The sequence below is a fragment of the Aeromonas sp. INTO2 genome (assembly GCF_049860605.1).
Taxonomy (GTDB): Bacteria; Pseudomonadota; Gammaproteobacteria; order Enterobacterales; family Aeromonadaceae; genus Aeromonas; species Aeromonas caviae.
Window position 1 is genome coordinate 3,326,988 of sequence record NZ_CP187588.1, and the last position, 16,784, is coordinate 3,343,771.

The following is a 16,784-nucleotide window of genomic DNA, read 5'->3' on the forward strand; positions in this document are numbered from 1 at the left end:
CTTATTCTTCGCTGTCGTCATCGGCCCACTCTTCGTCCTGCTCTTCCGGCAGCACATTGAGGGTGAAGCTGTAGTCGTCATGATCCCACTCGCATTTGTTTAGAATCACTTTGGGGATCTTCTTCAACGTCAAATTCGGGAAGTCGGCACCTTCCGCCATAAACGCCTTGCAGCAGATCAGCAGGGTTCGGTCACTCCCCACCTCTTCACTGATGCGCTTGAGTTGGTCATAGGCCAGCGAGCCGGTGGTCACGTAGATATGGTCGGTCTCGGTGCTGTAACCATGGTTCCAGAACTGGGTCTGGCTCGGCGCATAGGTAAAGCCCATATGCTTACACATGGCCTCGGCCAGCATCTCGGCGTTATATTCCTTGTTGATCACCCAGTTGCCCCAGTCATCCTTTTTCAGCAAAGAAGGGGCCAAGCGAAGATAACGGAAGCCACCGCCACCTTGCCAGTTAACAGCCTTGGAAATGCCTCCTTGATCCTCCCCATCAATCACCTTCTTCAGACGCGGAACGATATGGGTGTGGCAGTGTTCGCCCAGCTCAACCATGATCCAGCGACGGCCCATTTTATGAGCGACTGCGCCAGTTGTTCCTGAACCAGCAAATGAATCAAGAACAAGATCGCCTGGATTAGTTGCAATCCGAATAACACGTTGAATCAACCTTTCAGGCTTAGGTGTATCAAAAGTATCGACCCCTTGAAATATCGTTTTAATTTCCTAGATTGGCCCCTTGAAGATCCAGACACTTCGCCCCTCTTAATTTAAGAGGTAGTCTTGGAACTATGTTCAGTACTAGTCGCAACGAGAAAATGGTCGAAGTGTTAACAGGGGCTGAGCGCCGTCGACGCCGGACTCCGCAGGAAAAGATCTCCATCGTGCAGCAGACCTTTGAGCCCGGAATGACCGTATCTCATGTCGCTCGCTTGCACGACGTCAACGCCAACCAGCTTTTCAAATGGCGTAAACAATTCCAGGAAGGCTCTCTCACGGCGATCACCGCCGGTGAGGATGTTGTTCCAGCCTCCGAGTTGGCTGCTGCCATCAAGCAGATCCGAGAGCTCCAGCGTCTGCTCGGGAAGAAGACCATGGAGAACGAGATCCTCAAAGAAGCCGTGGAGTATGGTCGAGCAAAAAAATGGATTGCGCATGCGCCCTTGTTGCCGGGGGACGACGATTAAGTGCTGTGAGCCAGGCCCTTAATGTATCGCGTGCGCAGCTATCCGTTCGTGTTCATCGCAAACCAGGTTGGCAAGATGGTCGTCATCATCGCCAGCGTGATGATGCAGCCTTACTTGGCCGTATCATGGAGGCGATGGCAGAACTTCCCTCCTATGGCTATCGCCGGGTCTGGGCGCTGTTACGGCGTCAGTCAGAGGCAACAAGACAGCCTGTAGTAAACGCCAAACGGGTATATCGCGTCATGAGAGAGCATGGCCTGCTGCTGGAAAGAAAACCGGCTGCACCATTGGCCCAGCAGGCACATAAGGGGCGTGTTGCCGTCAAAGAGAGCAATCGACGTTGGTGCTCGGATGGCTTCGAGTTTCGCTGCGATAACGGTGAAAAACTACGAGTCACGTTCGCCATGGACTGCTGCGATAGGGAGGCGTTGGACTGGGCTGCCAGCACCGGGGGTTACGACAGTGACACGGTGCAAGATGTCATGCTGAGATCTGTCGAACGACGCTTCGGGGATGCGTTGCCGGCATCACCGGTGGAGTGGCTGACTGATAATGGCTCGGCGTATCGAGCCCATGAGACCCGCGCGTTTGCACGAGAAATCGGGTTGGAGCCCAGAACGACGGCGGTGAGAAGCCCACAGAGCAACGGTATAGCGGAGAGCTTCGTGAAGACGATGAAGCGAGACTATATCGAGATGATGCCGAAACCAGATAGCCGAACAGCGGTAGGCAATTTGGCCATCGCGTTTGAGCATTATAACGAACACCACCCGCACAGCGCCTTGGGATACCGTTCACCTCGGGAATTTCTGCGCAGTCGGGTATCACAACCCTAAGCGGGAAAAAGTGTCTGGATCTATGGGGTCAAATCCATTTCCTTTTTTGCCTCTTGATTATGTCCTACTTCGGCGTTCGTCCACCATGACCAAGCGTTTTGGCCTTCTACTTCTGAAAGATACGTTTTTTTCCGTGGAACACCTTTACCGTCTTTGCCAAACCAAATCCTACCCTCTGAAATCTCCTCTTCCATACGTTTTTTTGTATAACGCCAACACAGGTCTTGAGGTAACTCGATCACTCTCCCCCCTGGTGTAGTTAGCGTGTAAAACTGACTAGCTGTAGCATGACCGGCTTGAGCAGTACAATCCGTTGAAGCCCAAGGCCCTCTAGGATCGTTATCAGGGTTTTTAAATGCGCTCCTTCTTGCCTCGCTAATATCCAACTGATTGAAAAGTTTATGGGTGTCAGGGCTTAAACCATAAACTAAAATATGATCTTGAGCGTTACCAAGACGTAGCCGATTGTCAGGAGATGTTCTCTTCTGCCATACAACATTACCAATGAAATTCCCTCTTCCGAAAACCTCATCGCAGAGAACTTTCAGGTAATGGGATTCATTGTCATCTATTGCAATCCATATTGACCCATCGGATGTCATTAGTGTCCGCAACAACTCTAGGCGATCTCTCATCAAAGAGAGCCACATTGAGTGTTCAAGACCATCATCATAATGGGTAAATGCACTACCGGTGTTATATGGTGGATCGATAAAGATACACTTCACCTTTCCTGCATATTGTTGCTCCAACGACTTAAGAGCCAACAAATTATCGCCATGAATTAACAGATTATCATTAAAAGCAGTATTGGCTGCATTGTCTCTATCTGCAGCGGTTGGTGAGAACTGATAAGAGAGGCTCTTATCTTCGAGGAAAATACGCGGCTCAAGGCGAGGACGTTTATCCTTGCCAATCCAGGTGAGTTCCAGTTTTTGCTTAGATGTTGTCATGTTTTTTTCCAGTCATTATCAGCGAGGCAGCGCCAACAGGCGATCAATCCAGTTATTAAAATGTGGGCACTGGGCACGAATGGCGTCCAGCCCAATATCTTCAGCAATCAAAGGACCATCAACGGTCTTTTTATAGCTTGGTACTAATGCCAGGATCCGTTTTGACGGTGCGGTTTGTGGGTTGTTGTTGATATGCTCCGGCGTTGCAAACTCGGCGCGGATCACGGCCATCGGTGCAAGCAGACTCTGATCATCTAGCCATTCGGCAAACTTTTCCGGCGCACTGAACAGTAAGGCCTCGAACTCATGCAGTAGCAGATTAGGAACAAAGTTGGGCTCATCGATATCCTGTTGTAGCGCCTGCTCTATCTGCAACACGCGTTGATGGGCATCCTGTGCTTGGTTATCGCTGTCAGGAAAGTCAGTGGGCAAACCGTAGTAGTCGATCAAGGTGGTAACATAAGCCCCGTGATCTTGTCGACACAAGCGGGTGACTTGATGTTTTACCTTGCCATAGCTGACAATCCCGCCCTTATGACCCGGACTGGTCTGTGCCAGGATGGGGGTGAGATAAATGCCAAGTGGAGCAAAATAGGGCACTAGCAGATCGCGTACAAATGTTTCTTCAGTCTGCCCTTCTACGAAGACCAATACTCGACTCATGATTGTGGTCTCCCACCCAACAGGTTTTTCTTCCACAAATCACCGAGACTGTAATCTTCTAACCATTCGCTTAATGAAGCAGTCTCCAAGCGTTTGAAGGTTGAGGAGCCGCCTTGTTTATCTACCACAATCAAATCCTCGGCATCGAACTGGTTAACGAGCTCGACAGACTGTGTCGAAATAATCAGCTGATGCTCATGACTTGCACTCTTTATCAATTCCGCCAATACGTTGATCGCATAAGGGTGCAACCCCAGCTCGGGTTCATCTACGATGATGGCGCTGGGCATAAACTCTTCTGGTTGTAACAACACTGTCGCCAACAGAATAAAGCGCAGCGTGCCATCCGACAGCTCACTGGCTTTGAAGGGGATATCGTGATCTTTCTCAGTCCATTCAAGCTGAATGCTGTCTTGGTTATCTGGCGTGGCGCGTAGGTAAAAGTCACCAAAATAGGGCGCAACCATGCGGATGGTACGTATTATCCGCTTGTAGTGGCTAGGGTGATTTTTTTGTACCCGGAACAAAAAGGCTGCCAGATTAGATCCATCCTCACGCAGATAATCATTATCGTTGATACGGTGGATCTGCTTGACCTTGGCACTTTCGCTGGTGTCATGGAAGTGGTAGACACGCCAGCGGCGCATAATTGGCAAGGTATATTGTTTAATACCGGTTTTATGCTGATCTGCTTGTGATTCAAAGTGCCCAGATGTAACGCCTTTATCACCGCTCATGTTCCACCATAAAGCCTCGCGTTGAAACATCATGCGGTTATCGTTGGTGGCTTCCAGTGCAAACTTGTAGCCATTGTTGCCGAAAAACAGCTCTCCTTTAAGCGTTTCACTTTGTTTGCGACCAAAATGTAACAAGGCATCAGGTCCACCCGCCTTGCCAACCAATGATTGCAAACGGTGATCAAGCAGGGTGGCAATTAATCTAAAGAATCCGATGAAGTTTGATTTACCGGCGCCATTGGCACCAATTAGTACATTCAAACTGCCCATTTTAAGGTCACAATGAGCAATCGATTTATAGCCATCAATCACTATGCGGCTCAACTGGTCACTACTGGTCACATCCTTCATGCTGCAGCCTCACATTCATTAGCTACGATCTGCCATGTTACCGCAAAGAGCTCAGTTACGCGGGTTTCGGTAGCCAGGCGTGCCTCAACCTCCTCCAACAGGCGATCCTCCTCCTGCTCAATCAGTTTCTTCTCTTCGTAATAATGCAGCATGGCGTTGTCTCGTTCTCTCTCTAACTGCTTAAGGGCTCTCTTGGCCTCCATCTTCTCCTGTAAGGAGGTCAGCTGCCGGGATGCCTTGCGTGCTTCTTTGATCTCCTGGTCCAGCTGTTTGATACGCAGGTCCAGAGCAATGCGTTTGTCTTCTGACCAGCGTTCCAGCTTATCTACTTCCTCGCCATAGTAGGTTTCGTTATCCCGTTCCACCTCACGCAGGAAATCCCCCAGCAGTGTTTGCTGCAGGTCTAACAGGGCTGATACATCGGGCTCTGGAATGACGAGTGGAGCTTGTGCTAACGGGAGTTGTAACAGCCGTTCGACCGTCTCGGCATGTAACTGCTCGCCATGATGGTTAGTGGCTAGCAGCAGCAATTGTTCACGTCGCTGCGCCTCTGACTCAATGCTCACCTTGATGACTTTGAGCAAACCGCTATTACCTATCTGCCCCTTCACATCAACCCATTGCCCTTGCTCCGGCGAGCGTTCATAAACAAACTGGAGTGCAACAGGTGGCAATTGAGCGGTCTTGGCTTGCTCGATCAATGCAGCACCCAGACCATCGTGGGGGCGGAAAAACTCACCTTCCCCAATTTCTGCATTCTGCCAGTTCAGATTGTACTTGTTCCCTAGCCAGACAAAACCATCCATAGACTCACTAAAGTCACCATTCCCCTGTAAGGTCATACGTGCCAGCAACAACATCTTTTGCTGATAAGCCGTCAATTCCGCTGTTGTCTTGCCGCGACGAAGGTTAAGGCGGCGGACGACATCTGCATCGAAGTGTTCGAAGAGTGAGCGCCGAGTGTCGCTATTTTTGGCTTCCAGATGCTCCTTGAGTTCTTCTTGCAAAGCATTAAATTCAGACTCAATTTGCGCATCACTGCGACAACGCTGGTAGATATCATGGATCCGGCGCTCAATATCGACACCGGATTCGATAGAGCCCAGCACTTCATCCGAGGCACCAAAGACGCCCTCGAAGAGTTGGAATTTCTGGCTAAGCAGTTCAAATACGCGCTCATCGGCGCGGTTACCCTTGTTGATGAAATTGACCACGACCACGTCATTTTTCTGGCCATAGCGGTGAACGCGGCCAATGCGCTGCTCTACCCGCTGTGGATTCCATGGCAAGTCGTAATTGATCAGCAAAGAGCAGAACTGCAGGTTGATACCTTCCGCACCGGCTTCGGTACAGATCATCAAGGTGGCATCATCGCGGAATTTCTCAACCAGAGCGGCTTTCATGTCTGCTGTTTTGGAGCCAGAGACACGGCTTGAACCTCGATGACGTTCAAGCCAGTCCCGATAAATCTGTTTCGACACAGAATCACTGTTACTACCATTCAGCATCACGATTTGGCCATCATAGCCCTGGGTGGCTAACATCTCTGCCAACCATGTTTGCGTCCGAACCGATTCGGTAAAAATCACCGCCTTGCGTGATCCACCTAGCTCAGCCGTTTTCTCAAATGCACGTTCGAGAACACGAACAAGCGCATCAGCTTTGGCATTGTTCGAAATACTACTGGCAAGGCCTTGAAAATCCTTAAGTAGATCAATTTCGGCCTGCAGGGCTTGCGGGTCGATCAGCTCCTCGTCACCAATCCCTTCTTCATCCTGAAGGTCAGAAAAATTCTCATAATCCTCCAAGGCATCAAGCAGGGGCAGCTTTTGTTCCAGCCGTGCAATCATGGTCTGTAAAGTACCTTGAATTGCATGTGAAGAGGACGCCAAAATTTTACGAATAACCAGCGTCACCAGATGCCTAGCGCCGCTTTTGATTGCCAGCAGATCTTCACGTTGCAGGTACTCGGATACCTGCCTGTACAATTGCTCTTCTTGCGCTGACGGTCGATAGTCTTCAGTCATGGAATAACGGCGAGTAAAGCTGATCCCGCCCTCTTCTTGGACCTGACGTCTGAGAGTGCGATTACAAACCTTGCTCAATCGAGTTCGCAGCATAGCCAATTCAACCTGCTCAAGTTGCTGCCGACCATATCGAGCCTTAAACGAAGGTAAATCGCCAAAAAAGTACGGGTCTATGACGGATACAAGCCCATACAACTCCAGCATGCTGTTCTGTAATGGGGTGGCAGAAAGCAGGACCTTTTTGATGCCCATTAAAGCGTTATCAAGCACCTTGGCTGTTTTGGCCCCATCATTTTTATAGATATTGCGCAACTTATGCGCTTCATCCATGACCACTAGATCCCAAGGAACTCGTTGGAGTTCCAATGATTTCCGAGCAGCAAACTCGTAGGAACATATACAGATTGCAGGCTGGCCAAAGGCACTTTCCATATCAAACGGATTGGCTATTCCTGCCTTTTTTGCCTCATTGAAGGACTTGGCCTCCATGATGAAAGAGGGGAGCGAAAACTTCTCTTCAAGCTCCTGGCTCCATTGTTTGCGCAAAGTGGCAGGAGCGATCAAAAGCAACTTTCGCCGACGCTCAGCCCATTTCTGCGCCAAAACCAAGCTGGCCTCGATCGTTTTCCCCAATCCAACCTCATCGGCCAGAATAACGCCATTAGACAAGGGGGATGCCAAGGCAAACATCGCCGCCTCAATCTGATGCGGGTTCATGTCCACCTTAGCCCCGGCCATCGTTTTGGTTAACGATTCTTCCGCCTTTCCCTCAAGGGTCATGTAATGGGCAAGCCAAGCCTGTTGATGTGGTGAATAGAATGTCATTCCTGATTGCCTTCTTGCTGTGCAGTTTTGCGCTTGAGGGGGTGGAAATCCTCCTCGTTATGAACTGCCAGAAAATCCCCTACAGCTTGGCGAATAAGCCATGAGATGGACACCTCATTGCTTTCAGCTATCCGTTGCAAGGACTCGAGCTGTGAATGAGATAAAGAGACGGTCGTTCTAACGGATTTCATAGCGCCTAAGTCACAGAGTGATGCGAGATGCATCACATTACATCACGGTGTCACTCTGAATGACACTCCAGATAACAACTCCATGATCTTTATCGATAAAATTGGCTGAAGTGTAGCCAATCATCATCCCGAAAGAACCCAATTGAGACACAACCAAGAGCTATGCGGAGTTGCGCCCAGGCGTTACGGGAAGGTCACGAGTTGACCTTCCCAACGATTTACAATCGTGCTGATATCAGAGTTAGCTCTGACTCATGTACAGGACCTTAAGCGGCGAGTCCATTTAAAACGCCTTCCAAGGTCCTGTTCTGTATCGACTTTCTCTGCTTGGTTCGGCAGGCGTTCTTGGCCAAATAATCGGCAGCCCATTCCAATCTTTCCCTTATTTCTGTCAGCGCCCTATGGGCCACTGCTTCCAATAGCGGTAGCCACCACGTCGCACTGTTCTTCGACGCTTTCAGCATCGATAGCGCCCCACTCATCACACTCTGCGCGACCCGTCTCTTCATCACCAGCGACAGCAGGCTCGTCCACACCAACCCCTCGGCAATCGCTTTCTCGCCCGTCACAAACCCCTTGAGCCGGTTGTGCGATTTCCACTCTTTAAATAACAACTCCACCTGCCAACGGCAGCGATACAGGCTCATCACCTGCTCTGCTGACCATGCTGCTCGCGGTAGGTTCGTCATCCACAGACAGAACCGCTTTTCCTCAGCAAACCAGCGCCGGATCAACCGGTACTCGACCTGGCCGGACTTCACCACCATATCCAGTACCTCGGCCCGACAGCGTCGCCGTCCGGCCTCTCTCAGAGATAGTCCCGCCAGCTTGGGTACTTCCCGTCCATCACCGCGCCAGGCTTGGATTATCTTGGGGTTCAGGCTTTTCGTGCCGCGCACCAGATAAAATCCGCCAGCGTCGTTCACCTGCTCAAACCAAGCCCTGTCAATGTAACCTGCGTCAGCCAGCAGCAGGCAGTTGGTCAGCGTGTGGGCTTCAGGCAGAAATTGCCGTTCCCCTGCGGTATCGGCAGACACACTCATGCACAACGGGCTCTGCTCCGACAGTGACATGGTCATATGGCACTCGATAGCTGCCGGACTGATGGTCTTGAACCGGCCGGGAAAATCAGCAGCAAGGCGCCGATGCACCGCAAAGGAGGTGCCATCGTGCAGTAACACCTGCTTGAACGCGCCGAGGGAGGCTGCTTTGAGTTGATGGTCGATACGCAAGGCGATGGCCCGCTCGACCAGGGCTTTCATAAACAGGGCAAAGCTCTCTTTGCGCAGCTGATTGTGAAACGGTTTGTAAGAAACCTGATGGGTGTTTACCAGTTGCAAGGCATTGAAATGGCGGTGTAAACCGGCAATGTCATTGACCTGGTCGCCTCCCATGGCCCGCAGCAGTGCAGGTACGAGCATGGCTGGGGTAATGGCACGCTGACGCAGACAAAACTTGCAGAGCCGAGCAATGCGCTCGAGTGCGGCGGGAGCCAAGAGTTGCTCCAGATAGTAATTAGCGTTGATAATAGTCATAGGCTTCGCGCGTGTTGATTTTGTTTGGCGATAAAATCAGATCACAAACGAAGCCTTTTTTATATCTATTTCAATTGGTTGCCGCTAAAGATCCTGTACATGAGTGAGGGTTATGGTGGCTATATGCTGGATATTGCTATTCAGATGACAGCCATATGGGGAAGATTACAGGCGCCTGAAATAACAGCAGAGTATGGAGTGACTACCACGGCTGGAGGTTGGCACGGGCTGATCCCCTCTCCCTTTGGGAGAGGGTTAGGGTGAGGGGAGCTGGCTGACCGGGTGTAGCAACCAGGCGGCATTACACCGCTGAATCTTCAGTTATTGAAATTCCACGCGATCGGCAGTTCGACGTCGAAGATAAGTGCATCCCCGTCGAGGCGAAAGGCCAGGCTGGTCTGGTGCTGGTCGTATTCGTTGATAATCAGGCAGCTCTCGGCGAAGTTGGACTCGTAGTTGATATGGGCCACTCCTTCACGGCCGTCAGCGAGTTCGATGCTGAGCACCCGCAGCGGGTTCTCCTGACTGAGGTTGACCCGGGTGTCCCCCACGTCCACCAGCCGTTCCAGCAGAGGGAAGAAATCTTGTCTGTGGGTCGTTATGGCCTGGGTGATGGCCTGCTCCAGCTCAGCCTGGGTGGCGAAGGGGCCGCCGAGTGGGTAGCGGGTCTGGATCCTTTCCTGAGTCATTGCGTTTCCTCCTGAACTGAGATGTGGCAACAGTTTGGCCGCTGCAGTGACCTGTCATGTACAGGATCTTTAGCTACAACCAATTGAAATAGATAGAAAAAAGGCTTCGTTTGTGATCTGATTTAATCGCAAAAAAAAACCGACACGCCCGAAGCCATGACTATTATCAATGCAACCCAGTACCTCAAGCAACTTCTTAGCTCTTCTGAACTCAACCGGATCGGTAAATTTACCGGTTTTTGTCAGCGACTCCGGGATATCCAGCCTGCGAGACTACTCCCGGCTCTGCTCTCAGGGCTTGGTTGCGACAAGGTGGATGGTATTGCTGGTTTGCATCGCCATTTCAATGCGTTGCAGCTCCATGATACTGACCAAATAGCGTATAAACCCTTTCACAACCAGTTACGCAAGCAGGGTTTTCCCTTGTTCATGCGCGCACTGGTTGAACGAGCCATCGCCTTACGCCTCAAGGAGTGTCTACCGGACGCCCACGGACTGGCAGGCTTTGAGCAGGTACTGCTGCAGGACGGGTCGTCATTCGCGTTACATCCGCAATTGGCAGAACATTTCCCGGGCCGATTCAATAAGCACAGCCCCGCTGCGGTAGAGTGTCATATGACCATGTCCTTGCTGGACCAGTCGCCGATATCGATGAGTATCACGGCGGATACCGAATCGGAGCGCAAGCATCTTCCGGCCGCAAATTCGTTAAATAACAAACTGTTATTGGCGGATGCCGGTTACATCAGCCGCGAGTACTTTGCTGATGTGACCAAAGCCAAAGGAAGCTATCTGGTCAGAGGGAGTCAAAATCTCAATCCCAAAGTACAGGCAGCTTACCGACAGGACGGCAGGGAAATGCCCAAGTTACTCGGAAAAAAGCTCAAGGATATCGATCGGAGAAGCTGCAGAGCCGAGGTTCTGGATCTGGATGTGAGTTCGGGAAAGTATAAATATCGACTCATAAGACGTTGGTTTGCAGAGGAAAAACGGTTCTGTATATGGATGACCAATCTTCCGCGTGAGCGATGGCCAGCCGAGAAGGTGATGGCATTGTATCGTTGCCGTTGGCAGATCGAACTGTTGTTCAAAGAGCTGAAATCACATAACCGGTTGAAGGCGTTCGCGACACGACAAAAAGCGATAGCGGAAGGCTTGATCTGGGCTAGTTTGCTGGCCTTGCTGGTCAAACGTCGGCTGGCGCTGACGCTGATTGGCAGCGCGGAGTTATCGATGCTGAAGATTGCCAAAAACAGCGCGCTTTGGTTAATGCCGATATTGGCGAGCATCATCCATGGTGCGTGGCAGGAAATAACAGAGAAGTTGGAGTGGGCAATGGTGTATTTATCCAAAAACGGCAAAAAGAGTAGGCAGAGAAAATCCAAGCAAAACAACACGTTAGACGGTATTATTAATTCGCTTGCCGCTTAAGGTTCTGTACATGAGCTCTGACTATCCCTGACATCAGGGGTCGCCTCCATGCTCTCCGCAGAGTAAATACAGATATAGACATAGCCGTGACTACCCAGGGTATCGGCTTCGCAAGTAAAGCCGCCGTGCTGGATAGTGATGCAGTGCTGGCGTTGGGCATCCAGTTCGCCGGTCAGCAGCTTGGCTTCTAGAGCTTTGATGATCTCCGGGAAAGCCTGGTCGAGCTTGGCTATTAGCACCTCACTCCAGTCACCTATCAGACTGGCCCGATCGGATAGAAAATCGAGCCGGTAGTGACTTTGTATCAGACGAGCGCCAAAGCGTGGTGAGATATCACGCGGCAGGCCCCAGCTGATGCAGGAGGCTTGTGCGGGAACTTGTAACTCTGAATTGTGGGCTGCAGGGTATGCGGAATGGCTCGTGGTCATAATTAGCGATACCTCAACTGGGTGTGGATGATAGTGCCAGGCACATTGTGGCGCTGGCGCAGTCTGGTCAGGTGCTCTGGGAGTTCGCTCAGGTTTACTAGCCTCCCTCGATAAAGCCGGGAGAGATTGACGTAGTCGGGATGGCTCACGGTGATGGTCACCTGATGCCCTGGCTGCCATCGGCTAAACAGGCGTGCTTTGGCCTCTTTGATGGCGGTGATGCCGGGAGCGGGTAACGTCTGCCGGTTTCGCAGATGCAGTTTGTTGAGCTCGGGGGCATAGCGATGCACCTCGAGCCCGGTGATAAGACGGGTCATGTCGGTTACTCCAATGATGCCAAGGGCCAGCCTGAGAGGGCTGGCCCTTTATGCTGTTTGTGGATAAGCGGGACGGTTGGGCGTCAACGGGCGCAGTCAGCCGTCTCATTGATAACCGGCTTGCAATTGAGTCTGTCCAGCAGGTGTAGCGAGCCGTACTGGGCTACCAATCGATCTATGGCCATCTGAGCGCAGGCCATTCTGCTGGGCTTATTCTCCGGTATGGCGTAACGAGCGGTCAGCCATCCGCCGAGCAGCGCGATGCGATAGCCGCTCGAGATGTGGGTGAGCGAGGTCCCAATGCCCCTCCCGTGGATCAGAAACGCCACGGCCTGCCCGCCGATGTCGATATCGATGCGCTGGCCCTTGAGCTCGAAGGTCGTGAGCTCGCCGGTTTGCGGGTGTTTGCCTGGCACCTTGATGGTGATGTGCTTGGCCATTTCACACCTCCGGCTTGCGTTCAAAGTGGTGGGTCACAGCGCCCGCCTCCGGGTCGATGCTGATAAAGGCCGGGGCTTGTGGGTGGTACTGGTATAGCCGCGCCAATTCAGAGCGAAACGCCTCAACGTTTGGCGCAATCACATGGCAGGTATCCCCTTCGGCGTAGGTATAGGTCTCCAGCTTCTCGGTGTTAATCCAGATGCCGAAATACCACGCGTCTTCTTCGGTGTCGTACTGCTGCCAGCCTTGGGCCAGTAGCATGCGGTCGTAGTAGTAGCGGTCTGCCTGATGGCACCCTCGGTCGATGCGGCAGCCCGTTACGGTGAGCTCGAACGGGATGCGCCCTACCTTGTGGGCTTTCTTGACCCGGCGCAGCAGCTTGAGCGCCTTGGCTCTGCTACGGCCATTACCGAGCGATTGCGGCTGCCTGGCCCGCAATGCCAGATGGGCCATTATCTTCGGGGCGGTGTTGTGGTTGAGCTGACCAATAGCGGCGGTTATCTGCATAGCGGCCAGGGTCTTGTAATCACGTAAGTCATGCATGGTAGGGTTTCCTTCAAATGCAAACAGCCCCTCGGTGTGAGGGGCTGTTAGAGGTCTTGTGTGTGCTGGTGGCCGTGGCTCAGGTGTGACTACTCCAATCCGGCTTGTCATTACTACCGTGGTTGACGTAGGCCCCGACTATTACCCGTTGCCACTCACCAACCGGCTGACCCGCTGCATTACAGGCGCAGCGAAAGCGGGCGAAGTTAATCTCTCGTGGCAGGTGCTCGCGCATATCGCGGGGGCTGACAAAGAGCGAGGTTTTGTGCAGCGCAGGGTTGGGGGCCACCAGCGGGCCACCAATACGCTGCCCCTCCACATCGTGGGCATAGGCAAAGCCCGGCAGCATCAATTGCTGACTGATGAGCTTGGCAAGCCCGGAGTGAGCACATATGGCCTCTGCCACGGCGGCCTGGCTAAAGCTGTCGTTAAATTCGATCATGGTATTGCTCCTGATGAAGAAGGGAGTAAGTGACGGTTCTGGCCATCACATCTCTCCCCAGGGGGCTTGCTCCCACAGTGACAGCCGGGTCAGCACGTCTTGTGCGAGAGCCTGTTGCAACTGCTGTAGCACCGTCACAAGCCGAGGTGCCTGCTCAGGGCCCCCGGTCCATTCGCTCGATTGGTACAGGGCGCAGCAGGTGAATTTGTAGAGGGCCACCAGCTCTGCATCGGTGAGCGGTGCCTGGTGATAACGGTGGGCTGGTTTAAACGGGCTCAGCTTGGTAGCGCGGTGCTGACGTGGTTCCTGACGCCCCAGCTGATAGCGATGCCAGACCGCCCGACGGTTGGCGAGCATCATCAGCCGCACCAACCGGTCTACCCGCCACGTCCAGGTACTGGTGACCTCCATTGGTGAGTTCCACCAGAGGGTGCGCAGTAGCTCCAGGGTGTAGTGCGGTGGCAGCGAGGCATTGCAAAAGCGGTGCAACTGCACGGCAAAGGTCAGGTAATCCTGGCGGTCAATCATGAAGGCAGACATGGGGATGACTCCTTGAAATGCAAAAGGCCACCTTTGGTGAGGTGACCCTGTTGAGCGCGATGGATTATCGGGATCATGCTGGTTGTGACTGATGATCCGGGTTGAGGCACAGAAGGGTTGAGTTGAATGAACTCGGTTTAGAGGTAACGGCTTTTCGTGGTACGGACGACGGCGCAGCACAAGGCGCAGACCGAGGCCCGTATCGTGCTCTTGCCAGGCGCTATCCGACAAGCATCCCCCGTTCAGCCAGCGATACCACGCCCTCAGCGCCGACAACAAGGTGGTCGAGCAACCGGACATCGACCAGGGCCAAGGCCTCTTTGAGGGCTTGGGTAAAGACCCGGTCTGAGTGGCTCGGCTCCGGGTCGCCGCTGGGGTGATTGTGGACCACGATGATGGCCCCACAGTTGAGCATCAGGGCCCGCTTGACCACTTCCCGTGGATAAATGCTGGCGCTGCCCAGGGTGCCGCGAAACAGCTCCTCAAAGGCCAGTACGCGGTGTTGGGAGTCGAGGAACAGTGCGCCAAACACTTCGTGCTCTCGCTCCTGTAGTAGGGTTTGCAGCCGTTCGGCGGCCTCCGTGGTACTGGTGATGGCGGTCCCTTTGGCCAGACGCTTGCGGGCAATTTGGTTGGCGATACGCAGCAAGTCTTGCTCGGTCACCGGCTCGGTGACGACATAAGTGCCGGGGCATTCCCCGGCTTTGAGTTTGTGGTAACGCATAGTGGTCTCCTGAAAATAAAAAACCCCGGCAGCGCGAGGCATACCGGGGCTAAATGCAGAGAGGTTGTTGGTTCATCTTGAGGGTCGTTCAGTTGGCGGTCGTGATAGCTCCTACCCTGGCTGTGGGTTCACGCTGCACCGGCCTCAGCGATTCGGGGACCAGTACGGTGAACGAAATGACCAGTGCCAGGCTTAATCGCTCTGCCAGTTCGTAAGCGGGGCCGATGGTGTCGTAATCCGCTACGCAGGTGGCCAGCGCCAACCCACTGGCCTCTAACGCCCGCAGATAGACGCTGTAGCCCTGCACGGCCAGGCCACTGTCACGCACCACCTGCGTTTCCCCCTCTCGATTAATTGCTTCAAGCTCAACGGCTATCGGTTGTTTTGGCATCTTTCGCGCCCTCTTGGGGTAAGGGGTCACTCTCCACGCAATAGCCATGATGGATACAGGTACGCTGCAGGTCGCTCAGAAAGCTCCCCAGCACGCGGGGCTGCTCAGAAAGCGGGACGGGCCCTGCCTGGCAGCGCCAGAAACAGCGGCGCTTGGGGTCAATGCAGATCTCATCCACGGGCTGACTCATGGTGCGCAAGTCCTCGGCATTGGTGAGGGAGAGCAGTTGCCACTGCACGCCAGACCAACGTAGATGCAGGGTGACGGTGCGGGCGTTTGGGCTACCAGGAGTTAGGTGCAGCAACCAGCGCTCGCCCTGGCGAGTCGGCTGCAGCTCGGCTTTGGCCGCGAGCAGTCCCAACCACTGGCGCGAGTAGTGGGACAGCGGCAGTTCGTTAGTCATCACACACCTCCTAATCCCCACTCACGATGACGGTGAAATACCCCAGCTGACCATAGGCGATAAAATTGCTCTGCCACAGGGCAAACAGTTCCCGCGCTTCCACGCTGGGCAGTGGTCCCCAGCCCTGCAGATAGTGCTCATCACAGGAGAGGTTGAAGTCGAGCTCTTTGCCGAGCTCTGCATCCTGGCCGAGCCCCTGATAACTGAAGTCGGTGATGTAATCGAAGACCCAGCCGTGCAATCCCCGAATAAGCCGCAGCTCGACAGGATGTACGCCGCCTTGCTCGGCGCTGTAACCGGGGTTACGGAAGTTGAAGGTCAGCTGGGTGCAGCGCCCCAGATCGAGATCGGTTCGTTCGGCTTCCTGACTGAGCAGAGCCAGCAGGGCGGGGGTGACGGGCAGGGCAAAGCCGTCCCGGTAGAAGGGAATAGTCATAGGTTGTGCTCCTTGTTGTGCGAGGGTAGGCAGTGGCTCAGTCGGTGAGCCAGGACCAGAGGCGGCTGACTGCGTGAACGGCTAATGCGCCGGTTGCCAGGGGGACCCAGCTTGGCGATGTCGCGAGGGTGGTCAGGGTGATAGCAGAGGTGGCGAGCGTTATGTAATCAGACGTTGTGCGCTCGCGGCTCAACACAGTCATAGCTGGGGGAATGATAGTAGTCTGTGGAGTACGAAGGGCCGCTTTCGCCACCGCCGTTGCTACCTGACTAACCTGTGTCGAGTGGTGGATACCGTGGATGCACCACATCACGAAGTGTTCACAGTTACTGAACAACACATCGTATCGATGCTCGCCCAGCCGTGTACGGGCACGTTTGAGGCTCGCTGTTCGGTCATACCGCCTGACAGGGCAAAATTTGCACCAGACCGGCTTACCATCGGAAAACGCATCCAGAGAAGTCATCACTATCTCACCGGGTATGCCGTGATTAGGCCCCTGGTAGTGGATAACGAGGTCGCCCCCGACATAGAGGCCGTGGTGGGTATAACCGAGGCGAGCGGTCACCAGATGATCGCCTGGGGTGAATCGAGACATAAACTTAACTCCTTGTGGTTAGCCATATAAACGCAACAGGGCACCTCGTGGGTGCCCTGGAGTCGGTGTGAAAAGATGTGTGAGACCCGCCCACA

The 16,784-nt window shown here is 53.4% G+C and carries 21 protein-coding genes; 2 read left to right on the forward strand and 19 right to left on the reverse strand.

Annotated elements, in window-relative coordinates; all coding sequences use genetic code 11:
- Nucleotide 1: 1 nt before the first annotated feature.
- On the reverse strand, nt 2-724 hold the full coding sequence (locus ACPW74_RS15655; RefSeq protein WP_425859212.1) for a DNA methyltransferase: 723 nt from the start codon (nt 722-724) through the stop codon (nt 2-4).
- A 95-nt stretch (nt 725-819) separates the two neighbouring features.
- Between ACPW74_RS15655 and ACPW74_RS15660 the strand changes: the two genes are divergently transcribed.
- A protein-coding gene (locus ACPW74_RS15660) for an IS3 family transposase (protein ID WP_117027705.1) occupies nt 820-2,024 on the forward strand; the annotation gives its coding sequence in 2 pieces (ribosomal slippage) (nt 820-1,138 and nt 1,138-2,024; 1,206 coding nt in all).
- Nucleotides 2,025-2,044: 20 nt separating this feature from the next.
- Here ACPW74_RS15660 and ACPW74_RS15665 read toward each other — a convergent pair.
- The 7 genes from ACPW74_RS15665 to ACPW74_RS15695 all read right to left on the reverse strand — a co-directional run bounded on the left by ACPW74_RS15665 (nt 2,045) and on the right by ACPW74_RS15695 (nt 9,995).
- Nucleotides 2,045-2,977, reverse strand: coding sequence for a site-specific DNA-methyltransferase (locus ACPW74_RS15665; protein WP_425858323.1), 933 nt, complete (start codon nt 2,975-2,977; stop codon nt 2,045-2,047).
- Nucleotides 2,978-2,995: 18 nt separating this feature from the next.
- Nucleotides 2,996-3,640 (reverse strand): DUF4276 family protein, encoded by a 645-nt coding sequence (locus tag ACPW74_RS15670; RefSeq protein ID WP_408791967.1) that lies wholly within the window; start codon nt 3,638-3,640, stop codon nt 2,996-2,998.
- Entirely contained in the window at nt 3,637-4,728 is a 1,092-nt protein-coding gene (locus ACPW74_RS15675; protein ID WP_200164138.1) for an AAA family ATPase, read from the reverse strand. Before ACPW74_RS15675 ends, ACPW74_RS15670 begins: the two co-directional genes overlap by 4 nt.
- On the reverse strand, nt 4,725-7,580 hold the full coding sequence (locus tag ACPW74_RS15680) for an SNF2-related protein (RefSeq protein ID WP_408791970.1): 2,856 nt from the start codon (nt 7,578-7,580) through the stop codon (nt 4,725-4,727). Before ACPW74_RS15680 ends, ACPW74_RS15675 begins: the two co-directional genes overlap by 4 nt.
- The gene (locus ACPW74_RS15685; protein ID WP_080938208.1) at nt 7,577-7,804 is read right to left on the reverse strand and encodes a CopG family transcriptional regulator; all 228 of its coding nucleotides are present in this window, start codon (nt 7,802-7,804) and stop codon (nt 7,577-7,579) included. Before ACPW74_RS15685 ends, ACPW74_RS15680 begins: the two co-directional genes overlap by 4 nt.
- Before the next feature lie 233 nt (nt 7,805-8,037).
- Nucleotides 8,038-9,306 (reverse strand): IS4-like element ISApu1 family transposase, encoded by a 1,269-nt coding sequence (locus ACPW74_RS15690; RefSeq protein WP_011191342.1) that lies wholly within the window; start codon nt 9,304-9,306, stop codon nt 8,038-8,040.
- Nucleotides 9,307-9,623: 317 nt separating this feature from the next.
- Nucleotides 9,624-9,995, reverse strand: a complete 372-nt coding sequence (locus ACPW74_RS15695; protein WP_004099020.1) for a hypothetical protein — start codon at nt 9,993-9,995, stop codon at nt 9,624-9,626.
- 156 nt (nt 9,996-10,151) lie between these two features.
- Here ACPW74_RS15695 and ACPW74_RS15700 point away from each other — a divergent pair, with 156 nt between their 5' ends.
- Nucleotides 10,152-11,426, forward strand: a complete 1,275-nt coding sequence (locus ACPW74_RS15700; protein WP_011191341.1) for an IS4-like element ISApu2 family transposase — start codon at nt 10,152-10,154, stop codon at nt 11,424-11,426.
- Here ACPW74_RS15700 and ACPW74_RS15705 read toward each other — a convergent pair.
- The 11 genes from ACPW74_RS15705 to ACPW74_RS15755 all read right to left on the reverse strand — a co-directional run bounded on the left by ACPW74_RS15705 (nt 11,423) and on the right by ACPW74_RS15755 (nt 16,689).
- Nucleotides 11,423-11,854: a type IV toxin-antitoxin system YeeU family antitoxin gene (locus ACPW74_RS15705; protein ID WP_408791974.1), complete on the reverse strand. Its 432-nt coding sequence runs from the start codon at nt 11,852-11,854 to the stop codon at nt 11,423-11,425. The genes ACPW74_RS15700 and ACPW74_RS15705 overlap by 4 nt on opposite strands.
- 2 nt (nt 11,855-11,856) lie before the next feature.
- Nucleotides 11,857-12,171 carry a hypothetical protein gene (locus ACPW74_RS15710; RefSeq protein WP_227263405.1) on the reverse strand — a complete coding sequence of 105 codons (315 nt, stop codon included), beginning with the start codon at nt 12,169-12,171 and terminating at the stop codon, nt 11,857-11,859.
- A gap of 83 nt (nt 12,172-12,254) precedes the next feature.
- Entirely contained in the window at nt 12,255-12,611 is a 357-nt protein-coding gene (locus tag ACPW74_RS15715) for a hypothetical protein (protein WP_227263404.1), read from the reverse strand.
- 1 nt (nt 12,612) lies between these two features.
- A complete protein-coding gene (locus tag ACPW74_RS15720; RefSeq protein WP_227263403.1) occupies nt 12,613-13,155 on the reverse strand; it encodes a hypothetical protein in 543 nt (180 codons plus the stop codon).
- 79 nt (nt 13,156-13,234) lie between these two features.
- Nucleotides 13,235-13,597: a hypothetical protein gene (locus ACPW74_RS15725; protein ID WP_408791977.1), complete on the reverse strand. Its 363-nt coding sequence runs from the start codon at nt 13,595-13,597 to the stop codon at nt 13,235-13,237.
- Nucleotides 13,598-13,642: 45 nt separating this feature from the next.
- Nucleotides 13,643-14,137 carry a hypothetical protein gene (locus ACPW74_RS15730; protein WP_227263401.1) on the reverse strand — a complete coding sequence of 165 codons (495 nt, stop codon included), beginning with the start codon at nt 14,135-14,137 and terminating at the stop codon, nt 13,643-13,645.
- A 220-nt stretch (nt 14,138-14,357) separates the two neighbouring features.
- Nucleotides 14,358-14,861: a RadC family protein gene (radC, locus tag ACPW74_RS15735; RefSeq protein WP_319915693.1), complete on the reverse strand. Its 504-nt coding sequence runs from the start codon at nt 14,859-14,861 to the stop codon at nt 14,358-14,360.
- Nucleotides 14,862-14,949: 88 nt separating this feature from the next.
- Nucleotides 14,950-15,252, reverse strand: a complete 303-nt coding sequence (locus ACPW74_RS15740; RefSeq protein WP_319915692.1) for a hypothetical protein — start codon at nt 15,250-15,252, stop codon at nt 14,950-14,952.
- Nucleotides 15,227-15,655 (reverse strand): hypothetical protein, encoded by a 429-nt coding sequence (locus tag ACPW74_RS15745; protein ID WP_113069888.1) that lies wholly within the window; start codon nt 15,653-15,655, stop codon nt 15,227-15,229. Before ACPW74_RS15745 ends, ACPW74_RS15740 begins: the two co-directional genes overlap by 26 nt.
- 10 nt (nt 15,656-15,665) lie before the next feature.
- Nucleotides 15,666-16,091, reverse strand: a complete 426-nt coding sequence (locus ACPW74_RS15750) for a DUF2787 family protein (protein ID WP_319915691.1) — start codon at nt 16,089-16,091, stop codon at nt 15,666-15,668.
- A 37-nt stretch (nt 16,092-16,128) separates the two neighbouring features.
- Nucleotides 16,129-16,689 (reverse strand): lecithin retinol acyltransferase family protein, encoded by a 561-nt coding sequence (locus ACPW74_RS15755; protein WP_128313510.1) that lies wholly within the window; start codon nt 16,687-16,689, stop codon nt 16,129-16,131.
- Between the last annotated feature and the right edge of the window lie 95 nt (nt 16,690-16,784).